The organism is Mesorhizobium sp. J18, from assembly GCF_007829525.1.
Lineage (GTDB): Bacteria > Pseudomonadota > Alphaproteobacteria > Rhizobiales > Rhizobiaceae > VLJP01.
Genome location: NZ_VLJP01000012.1, coordinates 222,807 through 247,935 on the forward strand (window position 1 = coordinate 222,807; position 25,129 = coordinate 247,935).

Genomic DNA, 25,129 nt, shown 5'->3' on the forward strand with positions numbered 1-25,129 from the left:
CCGCCTCACTCGGCCGTCAGATGGATCTGGATATTGCCGTAGCCGTCGATCTCGACATGGCTGCCGGGATGGATGACCACCGTCGTACCCGGATCCTCCACCACGGCCGGGCCGTCGAACGTCATGCCGGGTTCCAGCCTGGTGCCGTCATAGATGGCCGACTCGTGAATGCCTTCGAGGGCGAAATCGACCTTGCGGCTGCCCTTGAGCGCGACCTCGGCTTTCGTGCCTGTCGGCTCACGCTTGGTCATGGACAGCTTGCCGACCTCGGCAGAGGCGACGAGATGGATGCCGACCATCTCGACCGGCGCGTCGAGCCGGTAGGTGTATTCTCGCTCATAGGTCTCGTGGAAGGCCGCCTCGATCGAAGACAGGCGATCGTCGGTCACCTTGCTCGCATCGAGCAGAACTTCGGTCGTGTGCTCCTGGTTCTGGTAGCGGAACTTGCCGTAACGCAGGAACTTCACCTTGTCGGCGGCGATGCCTTCGGCCTCGAACTGCCTCCTCGCACGTGCTTCCGTCTCGGCGAAAATCTGCTCGATGCCTTCGGCCGCGCCTTTCTTCAGGTCGGCAAGGCGGGTTACGAAATAATCGCGTCTGAGATCGGACATCATCATGCCCCAGGCTGAGAAGACGGATGCCGCCGCCGGCACCACGACCTTCTTGACGCCGAGCTCGGCCGCCAGCGCCACCGCATGCATGGCGCCGCCGCCGCCGAAGGCGACCAGCGTGAAGTCGCGCGGGTCGTGGCCGCGATTGAGCGACACCAGCTTCAGCGCGTTGACCATGTTGTTGTTGGCTATGCGGATGATGCCGCGTGCCGCCTCGTTTGCATCGACGCCGAGCTTCTGGCCGATGGCGGTGATCGCCTTTTCGGTCGCCTCCATGTCGGCCTCGACCTCGCCGCCGCAAAAATAGTCGCGGTTGATGCGGCCGAGCCAGAGATTGGCGTCGGTGGTCGTGGCTTCCGTGCCGCCGCGACCATAAGCGGCAGGACCGGGCTTGGCGCCGGCCGACTGCGGACCGACATGCMGCTTGCCGAAATCGTCCACCCAGGCGATGGAGCCACCGCCATTGCCGATCTCGACCAGGTCGACCACCGGCACCATGATCGGATAGCCGGCCGTGGTGCGGTCGCGCTCGATCCAGTAATCGGTCATGATCTTGACCTGACCATCCTCGATCAGCGAGCACTTGGCCGTGGTGCCACCGATGTCGAGCGCCAGCACGTTCGGCTCGCCGATCAGCTTGCCGAGCTCCGCAGCGCCCCAGAAGCCCGAAGCCGGGCCGGATTCCACCATGGTGATCGGGATCTGTGAGACCGTCTCCAGGGAATCCACGCCGCAGTTCGACTGCATGATATAGGGGCTCTTGCCGAAGCCTTTTTCCTTCAGACCACCCGCCAGCCGCGACAGATAGCGCTCGGCGGTCGGCTGAACATAGGCCGAGAGCACGGCGGTATTCGTGCGCTCATATTCGCGCCATTCACGGGTTATCTGGTGCGAGGCGACGACCGAGACCTCCGGCCAAAGCTTGCGCACTTCAGCCAGCGCCGCCTGCTCGTGCGACGGATCGGCATAGGAGTGCAGGAAGCTGATGGCGATCGCCTCGACGCCGTCGGCCTTGAAGTCGTCGAGGATGGCGCCGAGACCGGAAAGATCAAGCGCGCGCAGTTCCTCGCCCTTGTAGCTCACGCGGCCGGGAATCTCGCGGCGCAGATAGCGCGGCACGAAGGGCTTCGGCTTCTCGTAATGAAGATTGAAGAAATCGGGCCGGTTGCCGCGCGCGATCTCCAGCGTATCGCGGAAACCTTCGGTGGTGATCAGCCCGACCTTGACGCCCTTGCGTTCGGTCAGAGCGTTGATGACGACGGTGGTGCCGTGGGCAAGGAAATCGACCGATGCCGGATCGACGCCGCCTTTGGCCAGGACATTCAGCACACCCTCTTCGAAGTTCGGCGGCGTGGTGTCCGACTTGGCCGTAATGATGCGCGGAACGGGGTTTCCCTCTTCCGTCTCGAAGGCGACCAGATCGGTGAACGTGCCGCCGACATCGGTCGCGACGCGGATCGTCTTGTTGGCCATCATGCGGCTCCCATGGTTTCCTGGCGTTCTTTGAGGAGGAAGCAGACCGCGCCGGGCAGCTTCAGGGCATCGGCGGCGGCGACCTTGTCGTCGGTGTAGTAGCCGGCCTCGTGCAGGCAGTTGATCGTGCCGATCACGTTGCCGCCGATGACGACCGGAATGTTGATCACGGATTCGCAGCCGAGCGACTTGATCAGTTCATGGTCGTAGAAGACCTCCGCGATACCTTCGATATCGTTGGCGACGAAGACCTGCCGCTCCTGCAGCACCTGCCGCGCCCAGTCGGTGGTGTTCACCGGTTTGGTGCCGGAGACCGGATAGGCGTCCGGCATGTTCGAATAGAAGCGCCCAGCGACGCCTGCGCGGAAATCGAAGCTCATCATGGTGAAGAGCTTCACGCCGATCGTCTCGTCGGTCAGACGGTAAAGGGCGTCGAAGACGTTTTCCGGCTTGCCCTCGGCAGTCTCGAGCGCTTTGGTGAACGTCGAATAATCAGGCATTTGCATTGTTCTCTTTCTCGGTCAGACTTGTTCTCAATGCTTCTTCTTCGCGCGTAACGACGGGTACGGCGCCGATCAGGCCGCGCGTATAGGGATCGGTCGGGTTGCTGAAGATCGTCTCGACGGTGTCCAGCTCGACCAGCTTGCCTTTCTCGAAGACCGCAACGCGATCGGCGATGTTGCGCACTACGGAAAGGTCATGCGTGATGAAAATGTAGGTCAGGCCGCGGCTTTCCTTCAGTTCGTTCAGGAGCCTCAACGTGCGCGCCTGCACCAGCACGTCGAGCGCAGAAGTCGGTTCGTCGAGCACGACGATCTCGGACTCGCAGGCAAGCGCCCGGGCGATCGCTACCCGCTGGCGTTGGCCGCCGGAGAGCGCTGCCGGCGAACGCGACCGGTAGTCCGCGGGTAACCCCACTTCCTCCAGAAGTTTCCCCACGCGCTCCCACCGCCGCGATCTGTCGCCGATCCCGTGCACGTCGAGCGCAAGGCGTAGCGATGCGCCGATCGTGCGTTTCGGATTGAGCGAGGACAGCGGGTTCTGCTGAACGAGCTGTATGGCGCGGCGGTGGGAGAGTTCGCGGCTGCTTGGGAGGACAGTACCGCGATAGGAGATGGTGCCCTCGGATGGCGGATAGATGCCGAGGATCATATTGGCGATCGTGCTCTTGCCGGAACCGGATTCGCCGACGACCGCCAGACACTCGCCCTTGGCGACATCGAAGGTGACATCGTCTACCGCCCGCACCTCGCGGGCGCCGACGTTGAAGGTCTTTGATACGGACTGGAGAGAGAGAATGGGGGTCATGCCACTCCTCCCGGTTCGCCGCAGCCTTCATGCACCACAAGAGGTGCGAGATACTCGTCGGAATTGTCCTGTATTTCCGGTATACCCTCGCCGGTGATGCGCGGGATCGCGTTCATCAATGCGCGCGTATATGGGTGGCGGGGATTGTCGAAGAGCTGGGTCGCCTTGCCGTGCTCCACGATCCGGCCCTTGTAGATCACATAGACGCGGTCGGCGAATTCGCGCACGACGCCGAGATTATGCGAGATGAAGAGCACGGCCGTGTTGTGCCGGGTCACCAGATCGCGCATCAGCTTGAGCGTCTGCGCCTGCACCGTCACATCGAGGGCGGTGCCCGGCTCGTCGGCGATCAGGAGCGACGGCTCGTTGGCAAGCGCCATGGCGATCATGACGCGCTGGTTCATGCCGCCTGAAAGCTGGAAAGGGTAGCTTGCCAGCACGCGTTCCGGCTCGGTGATCGACACATCCGCCAGCATGGCGGCGGCCTTGCGGTCGGCCTCGGCGCGCCCGATGCCGGGCACCATGCGCTTCAGCACCTCATGGAACTGCTCGGAAATCCGGTAGACGGGATTGAGCGACGAGGTCGGATCCTGGAAGATCATCGACATCTTCGTCCCACGCAAACGGTGCCGTTCACCGCGTCCCATTGCTTCGAGGTCGCGGCCCTCGAAATTGAGGGCGCCGGAAATGCGGGCGGTGCGCATCGACTGCAGGAGGCCGAGGATGATGCGCGCCGTGACGGACTTACCCGAGCCGGACTCGCCGACCAATGCGACGCGCTCGCCCTTGTCGATATGCAGGGAAATGCCGTGCAGTACTTCCACAAGGCCGGAATAGCCCTTGAAGGAGAGGCGCAGGTCGCGGATGAGAAGGGTGGGAGCCGTCATTGCTCCACCCCCAGGATTTCCCGCAGCGCATCGCCGAGCAGGTTGAAGCCGAAGACGGCGATCAGGATCGCCAGGCCGGGGAAGACCGTCAGCCACCAGGAATCCGGCAGGTACTTCGCGCCTTCAGCGACCATAGAGCCGAGGTCGGGCGTCGGCGGCTGTACGCCGAGGCCGAGGAAGGAAAGCGAGGAGGCGATCAGGATGACGAAGCCGAGGTCGAGGGTCATCTTGGTGAGGATCGACGGCACGCAGTTCGGCAGGATCTCGCGGAACATGACGTGCAGCTTGGAGGCGCCGATCACTTCGGCCGCCAGCACATAGCCTTCCTCCTTCTCACTGCGCGCAAGGTTGTAGACGAGGCGCGTGTACCAAGGCCACCACATAGCCGTCACCGCGATCATGCCATTGGTGAGTGTGGGCTCAAGGAGGCCCATCATGGACATTGCGAGCACCAGCGGCGGGATCGACAGGAAGACGTCGGTGATGCGCATCAGCACATATTCGGTCCAGCCGCCGACATAGCCGGCGACGAGCCCGATCGTGACGCCGATCGGCACCGCGATCGCTAGCACCACGACGCCGAGGATCAGCGAGATCCGATAGGCGTAGATGATGCGGCTGAACATATCGCGGCCGACGAGATCGGTGCCGAAAATATACGGCCACTGAGGCGGCTTGTTGAAGTTCACGAAATCAACCACCGCGCCGCGATGCTCGGGGAAGGGCGCGATGAAGTCGGCGAAAACGGCCAAGAGCACCACGAGAGCGATGAGCAACACGCCGACGGCTGAAAGCGGATTGGATGCGAGAATGGCGAGGGTTCGCTTCATTGGGCCCTCTGGGAAAGTCGGATGCGCGGATTGATCATTGCGATCAGGAAATCCACGACGATGTTCACGATCAGGAACAGGGCGGAGATGATCAGCACTGTCCCCACGATGGCGTTCAGGTCCTTGCGCAGGATGACGGCGACGCCGTAGCGCGAGAGGCCAGGCCAGGCGAAGACCGCCTCCACCAGGAAAGCATTGCCAAGCATGGCCGCGAAATCGAGACCGATGATCGTCAGCGAGGGGATCAGCGAAGGCCGGAAGGCATAGCGCCGGGCGATGCGCCCTTCGGGGAAGCCGTAGGATTCCGCCATCTCGATATACGGCTTGTCGTAGGTCTCGACCATGTTCGAGCGGGTCAGGCGGGCCGCCTGTCCGATGCCCGAAAGGGCGAGGGCGAAGGCCGGCAGCACGAGATGCCAGGCGGCGTTGCCGAAAGCCTTGATGTTGCCGGCGAGCAGAGTGTCGATCAGCAGGAAGCCGGTAACCGTCGGTACGGTCATGGAATCCGCGAGCCGGCCTGCAATCGGAAAGAGCGGCAGGAAATAGGCGAAGAGCAGCATCAGGATCACCGCCCAGACGAAGCTCGGGGCGGATACACCGAGCAGCGTGAAGATGCGGATCGTGCTGTCGGCCCATGATCCCCGATACCGGGCCGAGATCACCCCGAGCGGCAGACCGATCAGGATCATCATCAGACCAGCGACGATGATGAGTTCCAGCGTTGCCGGCAGGAATTGCGCGACATCCTGCGTCACAGGCCGGTTTGTATAGAGCGACACACCGAGATCGCCCTGCGCGAGATCGGCGATGAAGTGGCCGTACTGGACCGGTAGCGGCTGATCGAGATGCAGGCGTAGCCGCAGGTTCTCTACCTGCTCGGCCGTGGCGTTGGGGCCGAGCGCGATGCGCGCCGGATCGCCGGGAATGACCCGGGCGATGGCGAATATCAGCATCGAAACTCCGATGAGCACGATCAACGAAGTTCCCAGCCGCTTCAGAACGAGGCGGACAACAGGCGACATCGTATCTTATCCCTTGTGGGCGCGGGCCGCTTCCTCGCTGCGGCGCCGCGCGGCTATTGCCTTGCTATTCGCCGGTCATTTCCATCAGACGGAAGGTGAAGCCCATGCCGTCCATGCCGAAGGACTTCGACGGATCGGAAAGCGCCGGTACCTTCACCCGGTTCGACGCGGCAAAAACCGACTGCCGGTCATAGGCGTAGATGGTCGGCGCTATCTCCATCAGCCGGTCGTTGAGCTCCGAATATGCGGCTTCGCGTTCCTCGTCGGACATCACCGTGCGGCCCTTTTCGAGCAGGGCGTCGACCTTCTCGTCCTTCAGATATTCCGGCGATTGCCACGTGCCGGCGGCCGACGAATGATACATCGGATACATGAGCGTATCGGGATCGCCCGTGACCGCATTGACGAAGATCTGCGAGATATTCGGCGTGTTTTCGGGCTTCGTCACCTGCTCGGTGAAGAGCGCCCACGGCACCTTGCGGATTTCCGACTTGATGCCGAGCTCGGCGAAGTTGGCCTGCATCAGAAGCGCGAAGCGCTCTTCGATAGGCACCTCGCCGATCCACGAGATTTCCAGCGTGAACTCGGACGGATCATATTTGCATTCGGCGAGATACTTCTTCGCCGCTTCCATATCGCGCTGCATGACTTCCGAGGCTGGGTTGGCGCCATACATCCCGACGGGAATCGCGCCAGTCGAGGGGCTGCCCTGGGCGATCTCGTCGGTGATGGCAACCATCCTGATGCCCGTCGCGTAATCATAGGCAGCCGAAAGCGCGCGACGGCAGTTCACGTCGTCGAGCGGAGGCTTGGCGGTGTTCATCTTGATGTAGAAGGCTCCACCGCCCGTTTCGGTAAGGAATTGCGCACCGTCGGCCGCCAGCGACTTGAGAACTTCCGGCGGGAGCCATTGCGAGGAAATGTCGTGCTCGCCCTGGGAGATGAGGGTGCGGACGGTGGCAGCCTCCAGGCTGTAGCGCAGCCGAACTTGGTCCGGCGCCTTGTCAGGAACGCCGAGGAAGTAGTCGGGATTCTTCTCCATCACCGTCTCTTCCTGCGGATTGTGCGAGACGACCTTGTAGGCGCCCGAACCGGCCGAATGGCTGGAGAGAAAGGCCTGTCCCCAGTCCTTCATCTCGCCTTCGCCCTCGCCGAGATTCTCCATCACCAGTTTCTTGTCGACGATGGGCAGCCGCACGAGCGAGGCGATGAAGGGCGAATAGGGCTCGCTCAGGCGGAACCGCACCGTATGTTCGTCCACGGCTTCCGCGCCCTCGACCTTGGTGAACACGAAGGAGAGGCCCTGGCCCAGTTCCTTCATGCGGTCGAAGGAGAAGACGACATCCTCGGCGGTCAGCGGGTTGCCGCTCTGGAACTTCACATCCTGGCGCAGCTTGAAGATGAAATCGTTGCCTTCGGTCTCCCAGCTTTCGGCCAGATGCGGCGCATAGCCGACCTCGCCCTGCTTGGGCAGCACGAGCGTGTCATAGACATTGAACATAAGAATGGAGTCGGCATAGTCGGTCGCCTTGCCGGGGTCGAGCTCGCCCACGGCTACCTCGTCGAGGCGAAGAACCGTCTGAGCGGCTGCCTGGCCGGTCGTGGCCGCGACAGCCGTGGTCAAAGCCGATGCGGCCAGAAGTGCAGCCGCGAAGGATCTCACTGTCTTCTGCATGACTAATCCTCTCTGGTGGATTTGTTCTGATTTGCGGAGAGGTGGTCGCCGGTGGCGAGCCCTCTTTGTCGAACCGGCGGCTTCTTGCGGCTGCCGTTTCTCCTCACTGCCAGATCCGATCCGGCCGCTCCGGTCGCATGTTCGTCGCCGAACACGTCCATCGTGCAGGTGTGCAGGATGGTTGCGGGCCTGTCGGTGTGGTTCCAGGTGGAATGCGTGCGTGTGGATGGGAAGTGGATCGAATCCCCGGCTTCGAGGATCGTCCGCTCACCTTCGACTTCGACCGTTATGGAGCCGTCGAGGATGAAGAAGATCTCCTCGCCTTCGTGAGCGATCGGCTCGCTGCGATGGCCGGGAGGTTCATGGATGATGACGCTGCGCAGCACGTTTCCCGGAAAGGAAGCGGAAATGCGTTCATAGGTGAGCGAATTGCCGCCGACCGCATAGATCGGGCGCTCGTTGTGACGGGTCGCAGGCGTGTCACCGCGCGGCTGCGAAAGGAATTCACTGACATCCGTGCCGAGCACATGCGCCACGGATGCGAGGGAGGAGAGGGAAGGTGTCGTTATCGCGCGCTCGATCTGTGAGATGAAACCGACCGAAAGCCCAGCTGCGTCGGCCACCTCTTTGAGGGTGAAGCCGAGCTCCTTGCGTCGCTCGCGAAGGCGCTTCCCGAGCGGCACATGGGCCGTCTGTACCGTTTCGGCTCCGGTCGTGGTGTCCGTCACGCCTGTTCCCCGGTTTTAGTATTTCTAAAACTGTGAAACGGACGCAAAACGGAGTCAAGAGATTTTTAGTATTTGTAAAAAACGAGGATGCAGCGGTGTCGAGCTCCCCCTTCACAAGGGAACGGCCATACCGAAGGAGATGTTGCGGACCCCGGCCCCCAAGGATGACCGGCAATGCTGCGGAACTACGTCCTGAAACGCCGGATTTTCAGGAAGCGGTGAATTCTCTCCGGTGCTGCTGACTTAACGGCCGGTGCCGGATGCGAGGAACCTTTGGGTCTCGTCCGTATCCATGATCTGAACTTCGCTGACCCAGGGCTCACTGCGCCAGCGTGCAAGCACGGCTTCCTGGCTGCGGATGACCGGCGAGGGATTGGTCTCGCTCGGCGTCCAGAGCAGGCCGAGACGCCTGGCGATCGCTCCGCTGTAGTTCGTGGAGGTCAGCTGGATGAGAAATGGCGACGCTATGGCCGGTATGCCGACGAACAATATCCAGAAGACCACATCGGGAGCGAGCTGGTAGGCGGCGCCGAGCATGATCAGGCCGGCGGCACAGATCCACCAGCTTGCAGCCCATGCTTCGCCGAAGCTCACGGCATCCGCTTCACGATTGGCCGCCGGCCAGCCGCTGTCGGCGCCAAGGATCACCTGGAACACCGACCGGGTTTGATACATCAGCATTATCGGGGCGAGGATGCTGGAGCAGGCGAGTTCAAGCAGCATGCTGAAGAAGGCGCGGATATTGCCGCCGAAGGCGCGGTTGTCGCCGGTAGCAATGCCCCTGAGCACGATCAGCAGCTTGGGGCCCACGAGAAGGCCGAGCACGCCGGTCAGCAGCGTAAGCGCCTCGATCTTCTGCACGGTCGGGAAAACGGGCAGGCCGGGAACCGGGAAATAATCCGGGGTGCCGACCATCACCGGAGCAACGATGCTGGCGGCAAGAAAAAAGGCCCAGATGGGCGAGGCGACATAGGCCATGATGCCCTGCAGGAAGACGAAGCGGCTCCAGGGCTTCAGCCCGTCCGCCATCATGACGCGCGAATGCTGCAGATTGCCCTGGCACCAGCGGCGGTCGCGCTTGGCGAAATCGATCACGTTGTCGGGACCTTCCTCGAAGGAACCCTCAAGGTCGGGGTCGACCCGCACCTTCCAGCCGCTGCGCGCAAGCAGCGCAGCCTCGACATAGTCGTGGCTGAGGATATGGCCGCCGAAGGGCGGCTTGCCGGGAAGTTCCGGTAGGCCGCAGCTCTGGGCGAAGGCACGGGTGCGCACGATGGCATTATGGCCCCAGAACGGGCCTTCCGTGCCCTGCAGTTCAGCCACGCCGCCGGCAAAGACGGGCGAATAGTAGGAGGCGGAAAACTGCACGGCGCGGCCGAAGAGCGAACGCGCATGGATCACCTTGGGCAGCGTCTGCAGCAGGCCGAGTTCGGGATCGGCATCCATGCGGCGGACCATTTCCAGCATGGTCTCGCCCTCAAGCAGGCTGTCGGCGTCGAGGATGATCAGATATTCGTAAAGCGAGCCGGAGGTCTTGATGAAATCGGCGATATTGCCCGCTTTCTTGCCAGGATTGCTCTGCCGCCGGCGATAGAAGATCTCCACCTCTCCGCCCAGCTCCTCGTACAGGCGGGAAAACCAGAACTCCTCGCGCTGGGCGATGGCTTCCTTGTTGGTGTCAGACAGGATCGCGAAATGGAACTTCTCGCGCGCGCCGGCTTCCAGGATGCTGCGCGCCATGGCGGCCACATGGGAAAAGGTCTTGGTCGGATCTTCATTATAGACCGGCACCAGCACGGCAACGGTGGCTGCCGGAATGTCGTTGCCGACGCGGCGCGGACGCAGCCGGCTGGGCGGCGCAAGCAACCCATTCAGCGCCAGAGCGGCACCCCATCCGAGCCAGGCCGTGCTCATGGCCAAAAGGGTGATACGCACGAAATCCAGCCATTGCGCACCGTCGGAAAGAAAGACGTTGGTGGCCAGGACGCACGCGATCGTCGCGACGAGAACCGAAAAAAGCAGGGAAAGGGTGCGCCTTGTGGCGAGCATCGGTCATACCACCTGTCAGCCGGGCCGTCTGTTAGAGGGGCGCTGGAAGCGACCCCACCGCGTCAGAGCTTCTTCCAGGCGAAAAGCTGAAAGAGCGGCATGAGGAAAAGGCTCCGCGAACCCGCCACCTTCAAGGCCTGTTCGGGCATCGCCATGGGCGCGGAAGGCAAACCCCTCTCTTCCACCACCTTGCGATAATCACGACGGATCTGCATCACCTTCTCTCCATTGATAAAGCCAGGTCTCCGACAAGGCCTGGCCATCCCTGTTCAAAAGAGCTTTCATTTCGACCGGGCCCTTGCCCTTGGCCTTGAGGTCGATCACGAGGCGCCACACGCCGTTTGCATCGACGCGTGAGACGGTGGAATGAACGATTTCGCCGTTGCTGACATTCACCGTCGCTTCAACGCCGGAGTCCTGTGTAAGGTTCCGCAGGACTTCTCCTTCGAAGTCGACCACGAATTTCCTCAGACCCTTGTCGTTCTCCACGCCCGAGACGCCGCCCGCGCCGCTGCGCAGAGCGGTCACGCGCGCCAATTCCGTCGTGCTTTCCTCGATGGCACCCCAGGTCAGCCGGTATTTGTATTCCAGCTCCTGGCCGGCCTTGATATCGGTATCGGGAATCCAGAATGCAACAATGTTGTCATTGACTTCGAGCTCGGTCGGTATCTCGACCAGGTTGATCGCTCCCTTGCCCCAGTCTCCCACCGGCTCCACCAGCAGCGAGGGGCGCCGCTCATAGGCCGCGCCCGCATCCTGGTAATTCTCGAAATGCCGGTCTCTCTGGAAAAGCCCGAAGGCCTTGGGGTTCTCCTCGCCCAGGAAGGATTGTGCCAACTGCTTGGGATTGTTGAGACTTCTCCACATCTCCTCGCCGCTCTTGCGGACGATCTTGAGGCCGTCGCTGTCATGCACCTGGCCGCGATAGTCGTCAAAGGCGCTGTGGTTGTTCTCGGCGAAGAGGAACATCGACGTCATGGGGGCGATCCCGAGCCGCTCGATGTCCTGGCGGACAAAAAGTCGCAGGGTGACATCCATCACCGTGTTCTGCCCGGGCGTGATCTTGAATTCGTATGCTCCGGTCACGCTCTGGCTGTCCAGAGCGGCATAGACGGTGATATCGCTGCTCAGCCGGGTCGGCGCCACGACGTAGAAGTCGGTGAAGCGAGGGAATTCTTCTCCACGCGAAGTGGCGGTATTGACGGCCAATCCCCGTGCGGAAAGGCCATAGACATTGCCCATGCCCACGGCGCGGAAATAGCTGGCGCCGAGAAAGACGATGAGCTCGTCCATGACATTCGGGCGATTGAGCGGGTAATGCAGCCGGAAACCGGCCGTGCCCGGCATCTTGAGATCCTGGAATTTCGCCGGGTCAAGCGGCTTGCGATATTCGAAATCGCTGCCCTCGAAGACGAGGGTCTTTTCCTCGCCTTCATGGATCGAATGGATGCGCACCGGCTGCTTGAAGAGCCAGCCCATGTGAAAGGCTTGCAATTCGAACGGGGCCAGGCCCTTCCAGACGGCATGGTCCGGACGGAACCGGATCGCCCTGTGCTCGTCGTAGGAAAGATTGGCGATCACCTCCGGCAGTTCCACCTTCGGTTCCTCGAAGGCTTTGCCGGCGAGTTCCCTCATGCGCTGGGTCAGGATGTCGAATGAGAAAGGCTGGGCGGGCTGATCGCTCCTGGCGGGCGATTCCGCCGTCTCGGGAGGGGGCTCCACTTGCGCAAAAGCTGGCAAAGACATGCTCAAAATAGTCGTCGAGCCATAAAACAAGCTCGTCGCCGTACTCGCGAGAAAAGTGCGTCGATCCATAAATGTCAGTCTCGGTGCCTAAGGTGCCGCCCGATGAAGGCGTCAAAAGTGTGCGCTGCAAACAACGCACAAAATACGGTTTGGTTCGGGCGGCCTTCATAAAATTCGGAGAAAGCGTGTTAACAAATATGAAGTGGATGCCACTATGTCGCAGGCGATCTTGAGCCTGCACATGAACGGCGATCTCCGCCCTGACGGAAAGGCCTCGCCTATGGCGGAAAGCAGATGACAAAAAGAAGGGGAGGAGGTGCGTCTATGCGCACCTCATTTTGCAGCTCAACGGCGTCCGGGGACGCATGCAGAGACCACATTTCAGTTTATCTCAAAAGAGTGACGGACGGCTTCCTATTACCCCCAAAGTCTTCCACATGCAAATTCTTACAATGAAAAGAGTGTGTTATAGCGGCGGGGTCATCCGGCGGGAGTTCGAACTGCGGCTTGGAAGGAATTGGGGAATATCCGGCATCTTCCGGATCAAGCAGGCGTCGAGGGCGTGCGCTTGCGAGCGGAAAGCGCCCATATGACCAGGGCAAGGATATAAAGCCCTGTGCCTCCCAGCGGCATGATTACGATGCCGACTAAAAGCTCGCAGGAGGCGCCGTCAGGGCAGCCCGTCATACCGGTTCGAACGACAATCTGTCCGATGCCATAGGCCGCGATCCAACTGCCGACAAAAATGGCGAACAAGGCTGCGGCCCGCAGGATCGAGATGAGGAGATAGAGCACCGGCTTTTCTTTCTCATCGGAAGCCGGCTGGAAGTTCGATTTCAGGGAAGCGCAAGGAGTCGGCCTCGCATTTGTGCCATTCCGCGAAGGCGTTGGCCTGATTTTCCTTTCCTCGGCAGAGGCCGCGCTCGTTGAGGGCCATTCCGTAGATCGACATAGACGTGCAGGCGACAATTACCTGAACATCGCGACTCGGATTGCGGAGACACAGGTCCGCAGCCTGATCGTAAAGCTCTTTTAGTTGTTCGTCGGTTTCCGTGGCGTCAGAGAAATGGCTCGTTTCGGCCAAGGCGGTTCCGAAAGGAATGAGGATTCCAAGGGCCAAGGCAAGTTTCTGCATCCAACCTCCTCCTGCTCAAGGACATGGGTAAGCCGACAAATGATACTCAATCCCATCCGGCTCAGAAATGGCACTTCGGAAGGCACTCGTATCAATGGTTCTCGCTGTCAACCTGTTCGAGCGACACGCAGAGCTTTGCAAGCTCGGCAGGTCCGTTTCGTCCGACGATGTCCAGCAGCCGCTCATCGGCGGTCACGAACCGCAAGCGCCGGTGATGAGCGAGGGCGAGATAGACGCAATCATATGCCGGGTGTCCGAGATCGATTGCCAGTGCCGTGGCCTGCTCCATGAGACCCCGCACCGACAGGAACTCGATCCCCGATCGCTCCAAGAGTTGGGCGGCGAGCCGGGCTTCGTCCCGTGTAAGACCGCTGCGACGAACCTTCTTCCAAAGAATGTTCGAGCACTCCGCGACAAGCAGTTCCGGCGCGGCGAAGCGGAACCTCGATCGCAACGCAACGGCGGCATCCGTGCCCTCTTCTTCAACCACCCATTTGACCGCGATGCTGGCGTCGATGAGCAATGTTTCCATCAGCGCTCGTCACGCCCTTCGCGCAGCAGGACTTCCGAGGGCGTCTGCTTGCGCCCGGCTGTGAGCTTGCGCAACTGGGCGGCAAGTTCGTCGAAAGCGGGCTCCACTTCCGCCTCGAGGGCCTGCCTGAGGATTTCCCGATGCTCAGCTTCAGCGGACCGACCATGACGCGCCGCGCGAAGTTTCAGCTTTGCAATAAGGTCGTCATCAAGGTTGCGCACATGCAGACTGCCCGCCATCAATGCCTCCATTGTTTTCAATGCTATCAATGATAGCATCCGGCAATCGGCGAAACAATGGCGGGTAAAGCGCAAATCGATTTTATATTTACTTTTCAAGAAGTTAAGTAGTGATCCCGGCAGGATTCGAACCTGCGACCCTCAGATTAGGAATCTGATGCTCTATCCTGCTGAGCTACGGGACCACAGCCGCCACTCATAACCCGCTTGGCCTTTTTCGCCAAGCGGGCAAAACGGGCGGGAATGGACTATGCCGAAAGCGCCGTCTCGGTCAGGCGTACCCAATAGCTGACGCCGTGCGGGATCACTTCGTCGTTGAAGTCGTAATGCGGGTTGTGCAGGTTCGCGCTGTCACCATTGCCGATGAAGATGAAAGCGCCGGGACGCGCCTCCAGCATATAGGAGAAATCCTCGCCGCCCATCAGCGGCGCAATATCCGTCGTCACATTCGACGCGCCGGCGATCTCGGCCGCCACGCCGCTGGCGAAGGCAGTTTCGTCGGCATGGTTGAAGGTGACGGGATAGTTGGAATTGTACTGGACGGTGATGGAGGCGTCATGTGCCTCGGCTATCCCTTGGCAGAGTGTCCGCATCCGCTTTTCCGCCAGTGCGTTCACCTCCGTCCGCAGCGTGCGCACCGTGCCTGCCAGTTCGGCCGAATCCGGAATGATGTTGAAGGCGTCGCCGGCATGGAACTTGGTCACGGAAACGACGATGGAATCCAGGGGATCGGCCGAGCGCGACGCGATCGTCTGCAGGGCGCCCACCACCTGGCTTGCGATGACGATGGGGTCCACCGCCAGATTGGGCATGGCTGCATGGCCGCCCTTGCCAGTTACGGTGATGACGAATTCCGCCGTTGCGGCCATGATCGGCCCCGAACGGATGGCGAATTTGCCGACCGGCAGGCCGGGCATGTTGTGCATGCCGAAGACGGTCTCGATGCCGAAACGCTCCATCAATCCGTCCTTGACCATTTCCCTGCCGCCGCCGCCGCCTTCCTCGGCCGGCTGGAAGATCACTGCCACGGAGCCTTTGAAGTTGCGCGTCTCGGCGAGATATTTGGCCGCGCCGAGAAGCATGGCGGTGTGGCCGTCATGGCCGCAGGCATGCATCTTGCCGGGCGCCGTCGAGGCATAGCTCTTGCCGGTCAGCTCGCTCAGCGGCAGCGCATCCATGTCGGCACGCAGGCCGATGGTCTTGCCGGGGCCGAGCCGCCCGCGTATGACGCCGACCACGCCCGTGCGGCCCAATCCGGTCACCACCTCGTCACAGCCGAATTCGGCGAGCTTCTCCTTCACGAAGGCGGCGGTCTGGTGGACGTCGAAGAGCAGTTCGGGATTGCGGTGCAGGTGCTGGCGCCAACCGGTGATCTGGTCGTGAAGTTCCGCGGCTCGGTTCAATATCGGCATGAATCTTTATCTCTCGTTTCGGTGGCCGGCTGGGCTTTGCCATCATGGCGACACATAGGCTAAATAGCTGCAGGCCAGAAATGAATTCGGCGGGACATGATGATCAGGCGTAATATCGCCCGACGGGGATGCATCTTAGGGACCGCGAGGCGTTACGGGCAATAGGGCATTTTCGGTTTCATCCATGCGGTACAGGCTATCCGGTTTTGCGTTTGTGGCGGTATTCCTTGCCGGGCTTGCGGCATGGAGCAATGCGGCGAAAGCCAATCCGGCGCTCCTTTTCGAGCTGGACAGCGGCAAGGTCCTGTCGCACGAGGATGCCTTCAAGCGCTGGTACCCGGCTTCCCTTACCAAGCTGATGACGGTCTATGTCGCCTTCCGTGCGGTCGAAGCGGGTGAATTGCGACTCGATTCGCCCATCCATGTATCGCAGAACTCCGCCAGCGAGCCGCCGAGCAAGATGGGCTACAAGCCGGGCTCGGTGATGACCCTCGACAACGCCCTCAAAATGCTGATGGTCAAATCGGCCAACGACATCGCGACCGCCGTTGCCGAGACTGTCGGCGGCTCTGAACAGGCCTTCGTGGCGCGCATGAATGCCGAGGCCAAACGGCTCGGCATGACCGGGACGCATTACGTCAATGCGCACGGCCTGTTCTCGACCGGACAATATTCGACCGCGCGCGACCTGGCGCTGCTGGTGCGGGCCATCCGCACCGAATATCCGCAATATGCGGGTTATTTCTCGATCGAGGCGATCGATACGGGCAATCACGTCATCCCTTCCTACAACATCCTTCTGGGCCGCTTTACCGGCGCCGACGGCATGAAGACGGGCTTCGTCTGCGCTTCGGGGTTCAATCTCATCGGATCGGCGACGCGAAGCGGACGCACGCTCGTGGCCGTGGTGCTTGGAACAAGGACCCAGCTCGAGCGGGCCGAAAAGGCGGCCGAACTGCTTTCGCAGGGTTTCAAGATGCCGAGCCTTGCCGCGCCCACGATCTATTCGCTCAAGCCCTACGGGACGGACCTCGACGTGGCGACGGACATGCGCCCGATCGCATGTTCGCAGCAGGCGCAGTCGGAAAGGTGGGAGGAGCGCGACGAGGAAGGGAAACTGGTTATCCGCTCCGATCTTCTGCACGAGATGGACCGCGAACCGCGAGCCGTCAAGGTCGGGCTTGGCGGCGTCACCGGTCCTGAGACGACGCAGCCGCGCTATGCCGACGTTCCCATCCCGACCCCGAGACCGGATTACCCGCCCCGCAGCGGCACGGCCGCGGTCAGCGAAGGCGGATAAGCATGTTTTCGGCAGCCGCCATCAGCCCAGTCGCCGTGAGCATCGTCACCGGCTTTCTCGGCGCCGGCAAGACGACCTTGCTCAACCGCCTTCTGAAGGATCCCCGCCTCTCCGACACCGCCGTCATCATCAACGAGTTCGGCGATGTCGGGATCGATCATCTTCTGGTCGAACAGGCCTCGGACGGGGTGATCGAACTGTCCGACGGCTGCCTGTGCTGCACGGTGCGCGGCGAACTGGTCGATACGCTGGCCGATCTGGTCGACAGGCTGCAGACGGGGCGCATCGAACATCTGAAGCGCATTGTCATCGAGACCACGGGTCTCGCCGATCCGGTGCCGGTCCTGCAGTCCGTCATGGGCCATCCGGCGCTGGCCCAGGCCTTCCGCCTCGACGGTGTGATTGCCGTGGTCGATGCGGTCAATGGCGCCGCCACGCTGGACGCGCATGAGGAAGCGGTCAGGCAGGTCGCGGTGGCGGATCGCATCGTGCTGGCCAAGTCCGAGCTCGCCAATACCGCCGAAGCGGAAGGTTTGCAGAAGCGGTTGCGTGCGCTCAATCCCTCGGCTGCCATTCTGGAAAGCGCAGAGGCAGATTACGCGGCTCTCTTCGATTGCGGCCTCTACGACCCGGAAACCAAGACGGCCGATGTGCGCCGCTGGCTCGGCGAGGACGCGCACGGCCATGACCATGATCACGCCGGCCATGATCATGATGACCATGGCCATCACCATCACCACGATGACCGCATCCGCACCTTCTCGCTCGTGCATGACCGGCCGCTCCCTTATACGGCGGTGGAGAATTTCCTCGACCTCCTGCGCGCGACCAGGGGCGAGCAGCTCCTGCGCATGAAAGGGATCATCGAGATCGCCGAGGATCCGTCACGGCCGCTGGTCATCCATGGCGTTCAGAAGATGCTGCATCCGCCGGCGCGTCTTCCCGCTTGGCCGGAAGGCGGGCGCGGAACGCGCATCGTCCTCATCACCATGGATCTCGACGAGGATTACGTCCGCCGGCTTTTTGCGGCCTTTGCCGGCCAGCCGCGCCCGGATACGCCGGACCGTCAGGCCATGGAGGACAATCCGCTCGCCATTTCCGGCTTCCGTCCGTAGCGTCGAGCTTCCGTCCGCTCAGCCGCGTTCGACCAGAAACCGGTGCCCGCCGGAAACGGTTTCTGTTTCCACGAGCTTGTGGCCCTGCTCGGCGCAGAAGGCAGGTATGTCGATGACGGCGAGCGGATCGGTCGTCTCCAGCCACAGCCGTTCGCCCTTTTCCATCGCGGCAAGGCGCTTGCGCGCCTTCAGGACGGGAAGAGGGCAGTTCAGCCCCCGCAGGTCGTAGACTTCCGTCATGACGGGTCAGCCGCCAAAGAGGCTCCACAGGCGGCTGCCCAGCGGCCGCTTGGCGGAAGCGGCCTGTTGCGCGGGTGCTGCTTCCGGTGCCGGCACGGATGCTACCGCCGCTTCCGCGGCGCGCTGTGCGGCAGAAGGCTGCGGTATCGTCGGGGCGATCGCATTTCCTGCAGGCTGCGGCGCCGGTGCGGTCGCCTCTGCCGTGCTGGACGCAGTAACAGACCCGGTGGTGCGCGGCGCGGCATCAGGCCGGGGTGCTGCGGCGGCAACCGTGCTCTGCGCGGGTTGCGGCTTCGTCCTGGCGGCCGTCTGTGTCTGACGCGGCGCGGTCGCGGCAGGCTCGGCCTCGGCGACGGCGGTAAGCGAAGGCGGCTCGCGCGACACCCTCTCGCCACGGGCGCGGCGGCGGCTCCAGTCGGCCACGAGAGCGGCTTCCTTGAGGCCGGTGATCGAGGGTTTCGGCTTGGGCGTGCTGCTGTTGAGCGCGGTCGAGAAGGCGGCATCGAACTTCGACTGATAGGATTGGTAAGCCATCCTCAGCGAATCCGGCTGCGTGGTGACCGGGCAGGCGCCGAGCGGCGAGAATTCTGTTCCCGGAGGGGCCTGTCGGTTGAAGACATAGCGCCGCTCGCAGACATCGACCTTCGGCGGGATCCTCGTGATCTCGAAATGGTCGTAGCCTTCCTTCAGCATCTTCCAGAATTCGAAGTTCGGATCGTTGCGATAACGCGCCATGTTCTCGGCGGTCATGCGGAAGGGGAAAGCCTGGATCTGGAATTCGGTCTGCCCGCCTCTGAATGCGTCGCGCGCGAAGGCGTAGATTTCAGCCATCTGCTCGTCGGTCATCGAATAGCAGCCGGAGGACGAGCAGTCGCCATGCACCATCAGATGTTGGCCGGTGCGACCGTTGGCGCGGTCATAGGCATTGGGGAAACCGATATTGAAGGCGAGATAGTAGCTGGAATTCGGATTCATCTGATACGGCCGCACCGTATAGAACCCTTCCGGCGCCTGCCGGTCGCCCTCGGTGAATTTGGGACCGAGCTTGCCCGACCACTTGCAGATATCGTAGTTGGCGATGAGGTCGTAGCGGCCGGTATCCTTCTGCTTCCAGACCTCGAGCACGCCTTCTTCCTTGAAGATGCGTATCATGATCGGCGAAGTGGTCTTCATCCCCTTCGCCTTCATGGAAGTGAGGATTGCGGCCGGAAGCTGGCGCTCGGCCTTGGGAGCGATATCTTCCAGGGTCCCGTTGCATCCAGCCACAAACATGGCCGCAACAAGCATGGCGGCGCGCGCGAAACCGGTCGTCATGGCATCCCGATGGTGCTTGCGTTTTCTTTTACGGCTTCCCCGGTCATTCCGAGAGCAGGCCCGTCTCGACTCGGAACTATACCCATCATGCTTTAAAAATGCTTACCACAAAAAGCTGCATTTCCCCTCGGAACACAGCCATTGACGGAATTCTGAAGGCGATTTTGTGGCAAAAAGGGGCAAATTTGCCACAGTTCGCAGCCCGGCCGCTACAAATTGCGGCCGATTGCGAGGAATTTCTCACGCCGGTGCTCGCGGTAATCCATGTTGGCGCCGGTAAGTTCCTCGAAGGCCTTGTGGATCTGCTCGCCGGTGGCGGTGATGACGGCATCGCGCGCCCGATGGGCCCCGCCGACAGGCTCGGCGATGATGCCGTCTATGATCTTCAAGTTGAGCAGGTCCTGGGCGGTGATCTTCATGTTCGTCGCCGCGTCCTTGGCGCGCGTGGAATCGTGCCAGAGGATGGACGCCGCTCCTTCCGGCGAGATCACCGAGTAGATCGAGTGCTCCAGCATGTAGACGCGATTGGCCGTGGCGATGGCGATGGCCCCGCCGGAGCCGCCTTCACCGATGACGACGGAGACATTCGGCACCTTCAGCCCGAGACAGGCGGAGGTAGAGCGGGCGATTGCCTCGGCCTGCCCGCGTTCCTCCGCGCCGACGCCCGGATAGGCGCCCGCGGTGTCGACGAGGCTTACGACCGGTATGCCGAAGCGGTTCGCTAGTTCCATGATGCGCACGGCCTTGCGGTAACCCTCGGGGCGCGCCATGCCGAAATTGTGTTTCAGTCGGCTTTGCGTGTCGTTACCCTTTTCCTGACCGATGATGGCGATGGATTCGCCACGGAAGCGCGCGAAGCCGGCAATGATGGCATCGTCCTCGCCGAAAGCGCGATCGCCGGCCAGCGGCGTGAAGTCGGTGAAAAGGGCGCGCACGTAATCGAGACAGTGCGGGCGGTCGGGATGGCGCGCGACCTGCGCCTTCTGCCATGGGGTCAGCGCCCGGTATACATCGCGCAAGGCATCCTTCGACCGTTTCTCGAGCCGCGCGATCTCGTCGCCGACATCGACGGCCTCGCCGCTCTCGGCGAGCTTCTTCAGTTCGAGGATCTTGCCTTCAAGGTCGGCAACCGGCTTTTCGAAATCGAGATAATTGTACATTCGCCTGCCAGATACGGAACTCAAGTCACTGGCGGCCTTTTGCGTGCAATAGGCGAGGATGGCCACCGGATATGCCGGCCTCACATAACGATCGTGGAGCTAGTCGGCAAGCGGGTGATGCTTCTGGACCAGCTCGACAAGCCGCTTTTCGAGCACATGCGTGTAGATCTGCGTGGTCGAAATGTCTGAATGGCCGAGCAATTGCTGAACGGCGCGCAGGTCCGCCCCGTTCTGCAGGAGATGGCTGGCGAAGGCATGCCGCAGGACATGCGGAGAAACCTTCGCTGCCGGAATGCCTGCCCGCGCCGCCAGTGCCTTCAATTCGCGCGCAAAGACCTGGCGCGGCAGATAGCCGTTGTCGGACGAGGAGGGAAAGAGCCATGGGCTCCCGGCAAGGTCCGGGCGCCGCTTGCGCTCCGCCAGCCAGGTGCCCATGGCCAGCCGTGCCTTATGCGAAAGCGGCACGATGCGCTCCTTGCCACCCTTGCCGCGAACCGTGAAGAAACGGTCGTCGCGCGTGGCGACGCCGACGGGAAGGCTGACGAGCTCCGACACGCGCAGGCCGGTCGCATAAAGGACCTCGAGAAGCGCATGCAGGCGGCAGGCCGCAAGGCGTGCCGGCGTGTCGGATGCCGCGGCATCGGCTTCTGCTGCCGCCTGCGTCAGGAGCCTGTCCGTCTCGCCTTCGTTCAGTACCTTCGGCAGCGGGCGTTCCTTTTTCGGGCTGTCGAGCGTCCCGGTCGGATCGTCGCCGCGCAGACCTTCCGCATAGAGGAACTTGAAGAACTGCCGCAGCGTCGAGAGCTTTCTTGCCTGCGTGGCGGCGGCAAAGGATCCGGCGATATGATCGAGATAGGTGCGGAGGTCGCCCGGCGCGGCGCCCGCAAGGCCGCCGGATCGGGAGGCGAGGAATTCCGCCGCGTCCTCCAGATCCCGTCGGTAGGAAGCCAGTGTATTGTTGCTGGCGCCTCGCTCTGCCGCCATCATTTCCAGAAAGGCTTCAATTCGCGCCGAGGTGCTCATGGGTTTCAGCGGGGCGGGTTGAGCTTTTCGGGCGGTATGCGCACGCTCATCTCGCCCTTGTTGGGTTTGACGAAAGTGGCAAGGGCATACATTCCGCCATAAACCAATCCGACCATTATCGCCATCACCACCAGCAACCGAAAGAGCGTCGGCATCGAACTTCCAAATCCCGCTATTGAGGCCTCTGGCGTGCACCCCGTCCCGTTATGGGGCGCGTGCCGACGCATTGCAAGGGCCGGGAAAGGCGCGCGGATGGTCCATCGCGCCGCTTGACCTTGAAGCCGTTTCATGTCGATACCGACCGGGTGATGACGGCAGCAGAAACCTCCGCGACCTATGATATATCCGCCCTGCGCGAGCGGCTCGGCGGCCGCAGTGTCGTCTTCGTCGGCCTGATGGGGGCGGGCAAGACGGTCATCGGGCGTAAGGTTGCCGGAATGCTCGGCCTTTCCTTCATCGACAGCGATCACGAGATCGAGGCCGTCTCGCGCATGACCGTCCCGGAGCTTTTCGAGACCTATGGCGAAGCGGAATTCCGCTCGCTCGAGCGGCGGGTGATCGGCCGCCTCTTGAAGGCCGGCCCGCAGGTGGTTTCGACCGGCGGCGGCGCCTTCATCAACGAGAGCACGCGCCGGGCTGTGGGGCGCAACGGCGTGTCCGTCTGGCTGCGCGCCGATCTCGATACGCTGATGGAGCGGGTGTCCAAGCGTCAGGACCGCCCCCTGCTGAAGAATGCCGATCCTCGCGCCGTCATGGAGCGGCTGATGCGCGAGCGTTATCCCATCTACGGGCTTGCGGATGTGACGGTGCAGACGCGCGACGAGCGCAAGGAAGTCATAGCCGACGAGGTCATCGTGGCGCTGGCGCAGTATCTCGAGGCCGCGCCTCGAAACAGGATCGACAGGCGATGAGAACCTCCCATTCGGACTCAGTGGAGACCGTCGAGGTCGGTCTCGGCGACCGCGCCTATGACATCATGATCGGTTCCGGGCTCATTGCCCGTGCCGGCCAGGAGATCGCCCGCAGGATGCCCGGTCTACGGGTCGCCGTCGTGACTGACGCCAATGTGGCGGCCGCGCATCTCGCACCGCTTTCCGACAGCCTCTCCGAGGCAGGCATAGGCGCGACTGCGATCACCCTTGAGCCAGGAGAAAAGACCAAGAGCTTCGAGGCGCTGCAGGCCGTGGTCGACGGCATCCTTTCCGCCCGGCTGGAACGGCGGGACGCGGTGATCGCGCTTGGCGGCGGGGTGATCGGCGATCTCGCCGGCTTCGCTGCCGGCATAGCGCGCCGCGGCATGAGCTTCGTGCAGATTCCCACTTCGCTTCTGGCACAGGTCGATTCCTCCGTCGGCGGCAAGACCGGCATCAATACCGCGCACGGCAAGAATCTCGTCGGTGTCTTCCACCAGCCGAAGCTGGTGCTGGCAGACACCGATGTGCTCGACACGCTGCCCGAACGCGAATTCCGCGCCGGCTACGCGGAAGTGGCGAAATACGGGCTGATCGACAGACCGGATTTCTTCGCCTGGCTGGAGGCGAACTGGCGCGACGTCTTTGCCGGCGGTGCGGCGCGCCGCCGCGCCATCGCCGAGTCATGCCGGGCCAAGGCGGATGTCGTCATGCGTGACGAGTTCGAGACGGGTGATCGTGCGCTTCTCAATCTAGGCCATACCTTCGGTCATGCGCTCGAGGCAGCCACCAATTACGACGGCCGGCGCCTCGTGCATGGCGAAGGCGTTGCGATCGGCATGGCGCTGGCGCATCGCTTTTCGGCCCGGCTCAATCTTGCCAGCCCCGACGATGCGGAGCGTGTGGAGGCACATCTGAAGGCGGTGGGCCTCCCCACCCGCATGGCCGATATCGAAGGCACGCTGCCTGACGCCGAGGCGCTGCTGGGCTTCATCGCGCAGGACAAGAAGGTCTCGCGCGGCGCCCTGACCTTCATCCTCACGCACGGCGTCGGGCAGGCATTCATCGCCAAAGACGTGCCGGCTTCGGAAGTCCTGGCGTTTCTGAAGGAGAACCATCCACGATGACGACGGAGATCTGGTTCACCGGGGGCGCGATCCTGTTTCTCGTCATTCTGTCTTTCCTGTTTTCGGGAACGGAAACGGGCATGACCGCCGTCTCACGGGCGCGGCTCCATACCCTGGAGGCGAACGGCAACGCCCGTGCCGGGCTGGTGAGCCGGTTGATCACGCGGCGCGACCGGCTCGTCGGCGCGCTGCTGATCGGCAACAATCTCGTCAACATCCTGGCCTCGGCGCTCGCCACCAGCCTGCTCCTGTCGATCTTCGGCCAGGCCGGGGTGGTCTATGCGACGATCGGCATGACGATCCTGCTCGTCATCTGCTCCGAGATCCTGCCGAAATCCTGGGCGCTGGCCAAGCCGGAGCAGTTCGCACTTTTCGTGGCGCCTTTCGCGCGGGCGGCCATTTTCGTCTTCGGTCCCCTGTCTTCCGCAGCCAATCTCATCGTGCGCGGGCTGTTGTCGCTGTTCGGCGTCAATCTGGGGCGCGATGCCCCCATGCTTTCCGCCCATGAGGAATTGCGCGGCACGGTCGAGGTGCTTCACCGGGAAGGCGGGGTGGTCAAGCAGGACCGCGATCGCGTCGGCGGACTGCTCGACCTGCACGAACTGGAAGTTTCCGACATCATGATCCACCGCACCAATATGCGTTCGGTCAATGCCGACGAGGCGCCGGAGACGGTGGTGCGGGAGATCCTGCGCAGCCCCTATACCCGCATCCCGATCTGGCGTGGCTCGACCGACAACATCGTCGGCGTCGTGCATGCCAAGGATCTTCTGCGGGCGCTGCACGATGTCGGCAACGACTTCTCGCAGATCGACATCATGAAGGTTGCCTCCAAGCCGTGGTTCGTGCCCGACACCACCACGCTCGAGGACCAGCTCAACGCGTTCCTGCGCCGCAAGGCCCACATTGCCATCGTGGTTGACGAATATGGCGAGGTGGAGGGGCTCGTCACGCTGGAGGACATCATCGAGGAGATCGTCGGCGATATCACGGACGAGCATGATGTCGACATCCAGGGCGTGAAGCAGGAGGCGGACGGCTCGATCGTCGTCGAGGGGTCCGTGCCCATCCGCGATCTGAACCGCGCCCTCGACTGGAACCTGCCCGACGACGAGGCGACGACCATTGCCGGGCTGGTCATCCACGAGACGCAGACCATCCCGGAAGAGAAGCAGGCCTTCACCTTCTTCGGCAAGCGCTTCATCGTCATGAAGCGCGACAAGAACCGGATCACCCGGTTGAGGATAAGGCCCGCGGCGGAGGAGTGACTATGGTCATTGACCATGGTCACG

General features: G+C 62.3%; 26 protein-coding genes and 1 tRNA gene. 5 read left to right on the plus strand and 22 right to left on the minus strand.

The features are described 5' to 3' along the window. Positions 1–5 precede the first annotated feature (5 nt). The 17 genes from L598_RS07065 to L598_RS07140 all read right to left on the minus strand — a co-directional run bounded on the left by L598_RS07065 (position 6) and on the right by L598_RS07140 (position 15,647). A complete protein-coding gene (locus tag L598_RS07065) occupies positions 6–2,084 on the minus strand; it encodes a hydantoinase/oxoprolinase family protein (protein ID WP_144861265.1) in 2,079 nt (692 codons plus the stop codon). Then, positions 2,084–2,584: a GAF domain-containing protein gene (locus L598_RS07070; RefSeq protein ID WP_144861266.1), complete on the minus strand. Its 501-nt coding sequence runs from the start codon at positions 2,582–2,584 to the stop codon at positions 2,084–2,086. Before L598_RS07070 ends, L598_RS07065 begins: the two co-directional genes overlap by 1 nt. Beyond that, positions 2,577–3,392 (minus strand): ATP-binding cassette domain-containing protein, encoded by an 816-nt coding sequence (locus tag L598_RS07075; RefSeq protein WP_144861267.1) that lies wholly within the window; start codon positions 3,390–3,392, stop codon positions 2,577–2,579. Before L598_RS07075 ends, L598_RS07070 begins: the two co-directional genes overlap by 8 nt. Next, positions 3,389–4,279 carry an ABC transporter ATP-binding protein gene (locus L598_RS07080; protein WP_144861268.1) on the minus strand — a complete coding sequence of 297 codons (891 nt, stop codon included), beginning with the start codon at positions 4,277–4,279 and terminating at the stop codon, positions 3,389–3,391. The genes L598_RS07075 and L598_RS07080 overlap by 4 nt, the downstream gene beginning before the upstream one ends. Continuing rightward, positions 4,276–5,109, minus strand: a complete 834-nt coding sequence (locus L598_RS07085) for an ABC transporter permease (protein WP_144861269.1) — start codon at positions 5,107–5,109, stop codon at positions 4,276–4,278. The genes L598_RS07080 and L598_RS07085 overlap by 4 nt, the downstream gene beginning before the upstream one ends. After that, the gene (locus L598_RS07090; RefSeq protein WP_144861270.1) at positions 5,106–6,131 is read right to left on the minus strand and encodes an ABC transporter permease; all 1,026 of its coding nucleotides are present in this window, start codon (positions 6,129–6,131) and stop codon (positions 5,106–5,108) included. The genes L598_RS07085 and L598_RS07090 overlap by 4 nt, the downstream gene beginning before the upstream one ends. 64 nt (positions 6,132–6,195) lie before the next feature. Beyond that, positions 6,196–7,806, minus strand: coding sequence for an ABC transporter substrate-binding protein (locus tag L598_RS07095; protein WP_144861271.1), 1,611 nt, complete (start codon positions 7,804–7,806; stop codon positions 6,196–6,198). A 2-nt stretch (positions 7,807–7,808) separates the two neighbouring features. Beyond that, positions 7,809–8,534: an XRE family transcriptional regulator gene (locus tag L598_RS07100; RefSeq protein WP_144861272.1), complete on the minus strand. Its 726-nt coding sequence runs from the start codon at positions 8,532–8,534 to the stop codon at positions 7,809–7,811. 243 nt (positions 8,535–8,777) lie between these two features. Then, entirely contained in the window at positions 8,778–10,583 is a 1,806-nt protein-coding gene (gene mdoH, locus L598_RS07105) for a glucans biosynthesis glucosyltransferase MdoH (protein WP_144861273.1), read from the minus strand. 62 nt (positions 10,584–10,645) lie between these two features. Continuing rightward, positions 10,646–10,798 carry a hypothetical protein gene (locus tag L598_RS21380; RefSeq protein WP_186444947.1) on the minus strand — a complete coding sequence of 51 codons (153 nt, stop codon included), beginning with the start codon at positions 10,796–10,798 and terminating at the stop codon, positions 10,646–10,648. After that, on the minus strand, positions 10,782–12,329 hold the full coding sequence (locus L598_RS07110; protein ID WP_246658658.1) for a glucan biosynthesis protein G: 1,548 nt from the start codon (positions 12,327–12,329) through the stop codon (positions 10,782–10,784). The genes L598_RS21380 and L598_RS07110 overlap by 17 nt, the downstream gene beginning before the upstream one ends. Before the next feature lie 543 nt (positions 12,330–12,872). Continuing rightward, a complete protein-coding gene (locus L598_RS07115; protein ID WP_144861275.1) occupies positions 12,873–13,124 on the minus strand; it encodes a hypothetical protein in 252 nt (83 codons plus the stop codon). A 13-nt stretch (positions 13,125–13,137) separates the two neighbouring features. Continuing rightward, on the minus strand, positions 13,138–13,413 hold the full coding sequence (locus tag L598_RS07120) for a hypothetical protein (protein ID WP_144861276.1): 276 nt from the start codon (positions 13,411–13,413) through the stop codon (positions 13,138–13,140). Between the two features lie 142 nt (positions 13,414–13,555). Next, on the minus strand, positions 13,556–13,996 hold the full coding sequence (locus L598_RS07125) for a type II toxin-antitoxin system VapC family toxin (RefSeq protein WP_144861277.1): 441 nt from the start codon (positions 13,994–13,996) through the stop codon (positions 13,556–13,558). Next, positions 13,996–14,235 carry a hypothetical protein gene (locus tag L598_RS07130; protein ID WP_144861278.1) on the minus strand — a complete coding sequence of 80 codons (240 nt, stop codon included), beginning with the start codon at positions 14,233–14,235 and terminating at the stop codon, positions 13,996–13,998. Before L598_RS07130 ends, L598_RS07125 begins: the two co-directional genes overlap by 1 nt. Positions 14,236–14,346: 111 nt before the next feature. Continuing rightward, positions 14,347–14,420, minus strand: a tRNA-Arg gene (locus L598_RS07135). 63 nt (positions 14,421–14,483) lie between these two features. After that, entirely contained in the window at positions 14,484–15,647 is a 1,164-nt protein-coding gene (locus L598_RS07140; protein ID WP_144861279.1) for a M20 aminoacylase family protein, read from the minus strand. Positions 15,648–15,831: 184 nt separating this feature from the next. Here L598_RS07140 and L598_RS07145 point away from each other — a divergent pair, with 184 nt between their 5' ends. Together L598_RS07145 and L598_RS07150 are read left to right on the plus strand one after the other, a co-directional pair. Further along, positions 15,832–16,947, plus strand: coding sequence for a D-alanyl-D-alanine carboxypeptidase family protein (locus tag L598_RS07145; RefSeq protein ID WP_144861280.1), 1,116 nt, complete (start codon positions 15,832–15,834; stop codon positions 16,945–16,947). Positions 16,948–16,949: 2 nt separating this feature from the next. Then, complete coding sequence (locus L598_RS07150; protein ID WP_144861281.1) at positions 16,950–18,062, plus strand: GTP-binding protein; 1,113 nt, start codon at positions 16,950–16,952, stop codon at positions 18,060–18,062. Positions 18,063–18,080: 18 nt separating this feature from the next. Here the strand turns inward: L598_RS07150 and L598_RS07155 are convergent, their stop codons facing one another. The 5 genes from L598_RS07155 to L598_RS07175 form a co-directional block, all read right to left on the minus strand. Further along, positions 18,081–18,302 carry a sulfurtransferase TusA family protein gene (locus tag L598_RS07155; RefSeq protein WP_144861282.1) on the minus strand — a complete coding sequence of 74 codons (222 nt, stop codon included), beginning with the start codon at positions 18,300–18,302 and terminating at the stop codon, positions 18,081–18,083. 6 nt (positions 18,303–18,308) lie between these two features. Next, positions 18,309–19,616 (minus strand): murein L,D-transpeptidase family protein, encoded by a 1,308-nt coding sequence (locus L598_RS07160; RefSeq protein WP_144861283.1) that lies wholly within the window; start codon positions 19,614–19,616, stop codon positions 18,309–18,311. A 209-nt stretch (positions 19,617–19,825) separates the two neighbouring features. Further along, a complete protein-coding gene (locus L598_RS07165) occupies positions 19,826–20,776 on the minus strand; it encodes an acetyl-CoA carboxylase carboxyltransferase subunit alpha (protein ID WP_144861284.1) in 951 nt (316 codons plus the stop codon). Positions 20,777–20,875: 99 nt separating this feature from the next. Continuing rightward, the gene (locus L598_RS07170) at positions 20,876–21,799 is read right to left on the minus strand and encodes a site-specific tyrosine recombinase XerD (protein WP_144861285.1); all 924 of its coding nucleotides are present in this window, start codon (positions 21,797–21,799) and stop codon (positions 20,876–20,878) included. Positions 21,800–21,804: 5 nt separating this feature from the next. Next, positions 21,805–21,954, minus strand: coding sequence for a histidine kinase (locus L598_RS07175; RefSeq protein WP_144861286.1), 150 nt, complete (start codon positions 21,952–21,954; stop codon positions 21,805–21,807). A gap of 153 nt (positions 21,955–22,107) precedes the next feature. Here L598_RS07175 and L598_RS07180 point away from each other — a divergent pair, with 153 nt between their 5' ends. From L598_RS07180 to L598_RS07190, 3 genes are read left to right on the plus strand one after another with little or no spacing between them, the layout of a single operon-like run. Beyond that, on the plus strand, positions 22,108–22,710 hold the full coding sequence (locus L598_RS07180) for a shikimate kinase (protein ID WP_144861304.1): 603 nt from the start codon (positions 22,108–22,110) through the stop codon (positions 22,708–22,710). Continuing rightward, entirely contained in the window at positions 22,707–23,837 is a 1,131-nt protein-coding gene (gene aroB, locus L598_RS07185) for a 3-dehydroquinate synthase (RefSeq protein ID WP_144861287.1), read from the plus strand. Before L598_RS07180 ends, aroB begins: the two co-directional genes overlap by 4 nt. Next, positions 23,834–25,105, plus strand: a complete 1,272-nt coding sequence (locus tag L598_RS07190; protein ID WP_144861288.1) for an HlyC/CorC family transporter — start codon at positions 23,834–23,836, stop codon at positions 25,103–25,105. Before aroB ends, L598_RS07190 begins: the two co-directional genes overlap by 4 nt. The last annotated feature ends 24 nt before the right edge of the window (positions 25,106–25,129 follow it).

Coding starts and splice junctions, on each gene's coding strand:
- L598_RS07070 (WP_144861266.1), bottom strand. CDS start 2,584: ATGCCTGATTATTCGACGTTCACCAAAGCGCTCGAGACTGCCGAGGGC.
- L598_RS07075 (WP_144861267.1), bottom strand. CDS start 3,392: ATGACCCCCATTCTCTCTCTCCAGTCCGTATCAAAGACCTTCAACGTC.
- L598_RS07080 (WP_144861268.1), bottom strand. CDS start 4,279: ATGACGGCTCCCACCCTTCTCATCCGCGACCTGCGCCTCTCCTTCAAG.
- L598_RS07085 (WP_144861269.1), bottom strand. CDS start 5,109: ATGAAGCGAACCCTCGCCATTCTCGCATCCAATCCGCTTTCAGCCGTC.
- L598_RS07090 (WP_144861270.1), bottom strand. CDS start 6,131: ATGTCGCCTGTTGTCCGCCTCGTTCTGAAGCGGCTGGGAACTTCGTTG.
- L598_RS07095 (WP_144861271.1), bottom strand. CDS start 7,806: ATGCAGAAGACAGTGAGATCCTTCGCGGCTGCACTTCTGGCCGCATCG.
- mdoH (WP_144861273.1), bottom strand. CDS start 10,583: ATGCTCGCCACAAGGCGCACCCTTTCCCTGCTTTTTTCGGTTCTCGTC.
- L598_RS21380 (WP_186444947.1), bottom strand. CDS start 10,798: ATGCAGATCCGTCGTGATTATCGCAAGGTGGTGGAAGAGAGGGGTTTG.
- L598_RS07110 (WP_246658658.1), bottom strand. CDS start 12,329: ATGTCTTTGCCAGCTTTTGCGCAAGTGGAGCCCCCTCCCGAGACGGCG.
- L598_RS07125 (WP_144861277.1), bottom strand. CDS start 13,996: ATGGAAACATTGCTCATCGACGCCAGCATCGCGGTCAAATGGGTGGTT.
- L598_RS07130 (WP_144861278.1), bottom strand. CDS start 14,235: ATGGCGGGCAGTCTGCATGTGCGCAACCTTGATGACGACCTTATTGCA.
- L598_RS07140 (WP_144861279.1), bottom strand. CDS start 15,647: ATGCCGATATTGAACCGAGCCGCGGAACTTCACGACCAGATCACCGGT.
- L598_RS07145 (WP_144861280.1), top strand. CDS start 15,832: ATGCGGTACAGGCTATCCGGTTTTGCGTTTGTGGCGGTATTCCTTGCC.
- L598_RS07150 (WP_144861281.1), top strand. CDS start 16,950: ATGTTTTCGGCAGCCGCCATCAGCCCAGTCGCCGTGAGCATCGTCACC.
- L598_RS07155 (WP_144861282.1), bottom strand. CDS start 18,302: ATGACGGAAGTCTACGACCTGCGGGGGCTGAACTGCCCTCTTCCCGTC.
- L598_RS07160 (WP_144861283.1), bottom strand. CDS start 19,616: ATGACGACCGGTTTCGCGCGCGCCGCCATGCTTGTTGCGGCCATGTTT.
- L598_RS07165 (WP_144861284.1), bottom strand. CDS start 20,776: ATGTACAATTATCTCGATTTCGAAAAGCCGGTTGCCGACCTTGAAGGC.
- L598_RS07170 (WP_144861285.1), bottom strand. CDS start 21,799: ATGAGCACCTCGGCGCGAATTGAAGCCTTTCTGGAAATGATGGCGGCA.
- L598_RS07175 (WP_144861286.1), bottom strand. CDS start 21,954: ATGCCGACGCTCTTTCGGTTGCTGGTGGTGATGGCGATAATGGTCGGA.
- L598_RS07180 (WP_144861304.1), top strand. CDS start 22,108: ATGACGGCAGCAGAAACCTCCGCGACCTATGATATATCCGCCCTGCGC.
- aroB (WP_144861287.1), top strand. CDS start 22,707: ATGAGAACCTCCCATTCGGACTCAGTGGAGACCGTCGAGGTCGGTCTC.
- L598_RS07190 (WP_144861288.1), top strand. CDS start 23,834: ATGACGACGGAGATCTGGTTCACCGGGGGCGCGATCCTGTTTCTCGTC.